This window comes from Nocardioides sp. (genome assembly GCF_035703625.1).
Lineage (GTDB): Bacteria > Actinomycetota > Actinomycetes > Propionibacteriales > Nocardioidaceae > Nocardioides.
Map to the genome: position 1 here is coordinate 1 of NZ_DASSXS010000021.1, position 4,205 is coordinate 4,205.

Sequence of the window (4,205 nt, forward strand, 5' to 3'; positions counted from 1 at the left end):
GGCCGTTCCCCCGACAAGCTGGCCGAGACGGAGGCCGCGATCCGCTCGCAGGTGCCGCACGCGGAACTGGTGCAGCTGCAGGTGGACCTCGCGGACCTCGGGTCGGTCCGCAAGGCGGCCGCGCACGCCGCGTCGGTCGGCACCATCGACGTGCTGGTCAACAACGCCGGGGTGATGGCACCGCCGTACCAGCGGACCGTCGACGGCCTCGAGCTGCAGATGGCCACCAACCACTTCGGGCCGTTCCTGCTCACCGGGCTGCTCCTCCCCGAGCTGGTCGCCTCCGGCGCCGGGCGGGTGGTCACCGTGTCGTCGCAGATGCACCGCACGGCGCGGCGCGCGCCGCTGGGCGATCCCAGGACCCAGGAGCGTCGCTACTCGAAGTGGCCCGTGTACGGCGAGACCAAGCTGGCCAACCTGCTCTTCACCTACGAGCTCGACCGTCGCCTCCGGGAGGCGGAGCTGCCGGTGAAGGCCCTCGCCGCCCATCCCGGATTCGCCGGGACGCACCTGGCGGCCAACGGCCGCTTCGGCCGGGCATCCGGTGGTCTCGCCTCGATCCTGGACGCCGCGGTCCGGGCGATCGCCCAGCCCGCGCACATGGGAGCGCTCCCGACCCTGATGGCGGCCACCGAGGACCTGCCGGGGTCGACGTACTGCGGCCCGAGCGGCTTCCACGAGTACGGCGGGCTGCCCGTCGTCGTCGGCAGCAGCAAGCTGTCGCGCAACGAGCAGACCCAGCGCGAGCTCTGGGAGATCAGCGAGCGCGCGACGGGCCTCAGCTACCCCTGAGGCTCACGCAGCAGCGCGCTGCAGGGCGCGGCGCACCCGGGGCCCGCCGGTGGTCATCCTGTAGAGCTTCACCAGCTGCTGCGGAGCGTTCCGGGGCGTGGTCTGGGACAGCCAGCCGTTGGGCAGCGACAGCCGGACCACCTTGTGCCAGGCCGAGTAGACCTGCGGGACCAGCGGCCGGGCGCAGTAGCTCAGGTCGTACTTCTCGAACAGTGCCTGCACCTTGGGGGCGATCTCGCCGTAGCGGTTGCTCGGCAGGTCGGGGAAGAGGTGGTGCTCGATCTGGTGGGAGAGGTTGCCGGTCATGATGTGCATCAGCTTCGAGCCGGAGATGTTGGCCGAGCCGAGCATCTGCCGGACGTACCACTCGCCCTTGGTCTCGCCGTCGATGGAGCGCCTCTCGAAGGTCTCGACGCCCTCGGGGAAGTGGCCGCACATGATCACCGAGTGGCTCCACAGGTTGCGGACCAGGTTGGCGGTGAAGTTCGCCGCGATCGTGTGGAGGAACGACGGCCCCGAGAGCGCGGGGTGCACGACGTAGTCCTTGGTCACCTGCCGGCGGATCTTCCGCAGCACGGCCTTCGCCTCGGCGCGGAACTTGGGGTCCTTGGTCCTGCCCCGCTTGACCGCGCCACGCAGCTCGAGGTCGTAGGCAGCGATGCCGTACTCGAAGAAGCAGGCGTTGAAGAAGTTCCACAGCGGCTGGGCCAGGAAGAACGGCTGCCACGGCTGGTCCTCGTCGACGCGCATGATGCCGTAGCCGAGGTCGTTGTCCTTGCCGATCACGTTCGTGAAGTTGTGGTGGAGCTCGTTGTGGCTGTGCTTCCACTGCTCCGAGGGGGTCACGTGGTCCCACTCCCACGTGGTCGAGTGGATCTTGGGGTCGCGCATCCAGTCCCACTGACCGTGCAGGATGTTGTGGCCGATCTCCATGTTGTCGAGGATCTTGGCGATCGAGAGGCCCGCGGTTCCGACCAGCCAGGCCGGCGGGAAGAGCGAGAAGAGCAGGACGGCGCGGGAGCCGACCTCGAGCGTGCGCTGGGTGCCGATCACCTTGCGGATGTAGGCCGCGTCGGCGGCTCCGCGGGAGTCGATCACCTCCTGGCGGATGGCGTCGAGCTCCACACCGATCTGCTCGATGTCCTCGGGGGTGAGGTGGGCGATCGGGTTGTCGGGCTTCTTCTGGATAGCAGTCATGAGCCCTCCTTCAGGGGGGTGGATCAGTGGTCGATGTCGCAGGCGCCGGCGGCGGCGTTGATGCAGGTCTGGATGATGACGCCGTCCCCGGGAGCAGCGGTGGTGATCTCGCCGTTGCGCAGGTCGCGGACCGCGCCCTGACGAAGCGGGAGGACGCAGCCGTAGCAGATGCCCATCCGGCAGCCGCTCGGCATCAGGACACCGGCCTCCTCGGCGGCGTCGAGGATCGGCGTCGATCCGTCTGCCTCGACGGTGGTGCCGGTCCGGTCGAAGCTGATCGTGCCGCCCTCGCCGGCCACCACGCGCGCGGTGCGGAACTGCTCGGTGAACAGGGGCAGGTCGCGCTCGGCGTGATGGTGCTCCAGCGCATCGAGAAGGCCTGCGGGCCCGCAGGCGAAGGTGGTGCGCTCGCCGAGGTCCGGGACCAGCTCGGCCAGGTCGTTGACGTCGAGGATCCCGTCGAGGTCGTCGTACCGCGCGACGAGCGAGATGGCCTCGGCCTTGTGGAGGGCCTTGAGGTCGGCGGTGAAGATCGAGTCCGGCTCGCTGGGTGCGACGTGCACCACGACGATGTCGTGCGCGCGGCTGCGCGGGAGCGCCAGGACGCCCTCGTCGGTCGAGGGGAACAGGTTGCGCAGCATCCCGATCACCGGGGTGATGCCGGAGCCGGCGGTGACGAACAGGAACTTGCCGCCCTGGGGCGGGAGCACGAACTCGCCGGCCGCCTGCTCGAGGTGGACCAGCGTGCCGGGTCGGGCGTCGTGGACGAGGTGGTTGCTGACCTTGCCCTCCGGGACGGCCTTCACGGTGATGGAGATCCGGCCGTCGGCACGAGGACCGTGGGTGAGGGAGTAGGCCCGCCACTGGCGGACACCGTCGACGTCGATCCCGATCCGGACGTACTGGCCGGGGACGTGCCCGGCCCAGTCGCGGCCGGGACGGATGACGATGGTGGCGGCGTCGGCGGTCTCCGGGTGGATCTCCTCGATCCGGCCGCGCAGCTCCGCGCCGGAGCGCAGCGGGTGGACCATGTCCAGCACGTCGGCCGGGACCATCGGGGTCAGAGCAGCCTCCGCCACACGGCGTACGGCGACACGGAGATTGCTCATGCCTTCCATAGTGTCCTCTGGCCGGGCTAAAGTCATGACCGTCGAGCGTGAAGATGCGTGTCACAATTGTTCGGAGAGAACAATGAACCCCGCCAAGCCGCGGCGCACCGCCGCCCACAGCCTGCAGCTGACCTCGGAGACCATCGAGGAGATGCGCCTGAGCCTCCCGCAGGTGGCCGACGCGACGGTGGCCGCGATCATCGACGAGGTGCCCAGCTATGCGGACGCGCTGACCGGCTCGATGGGCGAGAACATCCGCAGCGCGGTCCAGCTCGCCCTCGGCGGGTTCATCTCCCTCGCCTCCCGGCGCCGCGGTGCGGACCCGCGCACCCCGGCCGCGCCCGCGGTGGAGGGGGCCTACCAGCTCGGGCGGGGCGAGGCCCGCAGCGGGCGGTCGGTCGACGCGCTGCTCGCGGCCTACCGGATCGGCGCACGGGTGTCCTGGCGGGAGATGTCGGCGACGGCCGTGCGCAACGACGTCGACGCCGACACGCTGGCCGCCTTCGCCGAGCTGGTGTTCGCCTACATCGACGAGCTGTCCGCGGCCAGCGTCGCCGGGCACACCGACGAGCTGGACACCACCGGGCAGGTACGCCGCCGCCTGCTGGAGCGTCTCGCCCACCACCTGGTGCAGGGCTCGCCCGCCGAGGCCGTGCAGTCGGCCGCGGAGCGCGCCGGGTGGCCGGCGCCGAGGACGCTCACCGCCGTGGTCGTACCCGAGGCCCAGGTCCGACCGGTGCTCGGTGCTGTCTCCGCGGACACCCTGCAGCCGGCCGAGGACCTGCCCGGGCTGGAGGACCGGGTCCTCCTGCTGGTCCGCGACATGGAGGGGCGCCGACGCGAGATGCTGCTGCGCGCCCTGCGTGACCGCAACGGCATCGCCGGACCGGCCCGACCCTGGCTCTCGGTCAGGGTGTCGGTCGACCGGGTGCTGCGTGCGGTCGAGCTCGGCGTCGTACTCGACACCGAGGCGCACCTCTCGCGGTTCGTGCTCTCCGCCGACCAGGAGGCCCTGGCCGACCTGCGCAACCGCGTGCTCGCTCCGCTGGCCGACCTGCGTCCGGCGTCCGCCGACAAGCTCACGGCGACGCTGCGCTCCTGGCTCCT

The 4,205-nt window shown here is 70.8% G+C and carries 4 protein-coding genes; 2 read left to right on the top strand and 2 right to left on the bottom strand.

All coding sequences use genetic code 11. The features are described from left to right. The coding region (locus tag VFN12_RS01010) for an SDR family NAD(P)-dependent oxidoreductase (RefSeq protein ID WP_325116673.1) at positions 1-792 on the top strand (792 nt) is incomplete at its 5' end. Positions 793-795: 3 nt separating this feature from the next. On the opposite strand, the gene VFN12_RS01015 is transcribed toward VFN12_RS01010, so the two are convergent. Together VFN12_RS01015 and VFN12_RS01020 are read right to left on the bottom strand one after the other, a co-directional pair. Beyond that, the gene (locus VFN12_RS01015) at positions 796-1,989 is read right to left on the bottom strand and encodes an acyl-CoA desaturase (protein ID WP_325116674.1); all 1,194 of its coding nucleotides are present in this window, start codon (positions 1,987-1,989) and stop codon (positions 796-798) included. 23 nt (positions 1,990-2,012) lie between these two features. After that, entirely contained in the window at positions 2,013-3,098 is a 1,086-nt protein-coding gene (locus VFN12_RS01020; RefSeq protein ID WP_325116676.1) for a ferredoxin reductase, read from the bottom strand. Between the two features lie 82 nt (positions 3,099-3,180). On the opposite strand from VFN12_RS01020, the gene VFN12_RS01025 reads away from it, so the two are divergent. Next, on the top strand, positions 3,181-4,205 hold a 1,025-nt coding region (locus tag VFN12_RS01025; RefSeq protein WP_325116677.1), incomplete at its 3' end, for a PucR family transcriptional regulator.

What these genes read in the sequence shown, in the direction of transcription:
- VFN12_RS01015 (WP_325116674.1), bottom strand. Translation starts at nt 1,989, where the DNA reads ATGACTGCTATCCAGAAGAAGCCCGACAACCCGATCGCCCACCTCACC.
- VFN12_RS01020 (WP_325116676.1), bottom strand. Translation starts at nt 3,098, where the DNA reads ATGAGCAATCTCCGTGTCGCCGTACGCCGTGTGGCGGAGGCTGCTCTG.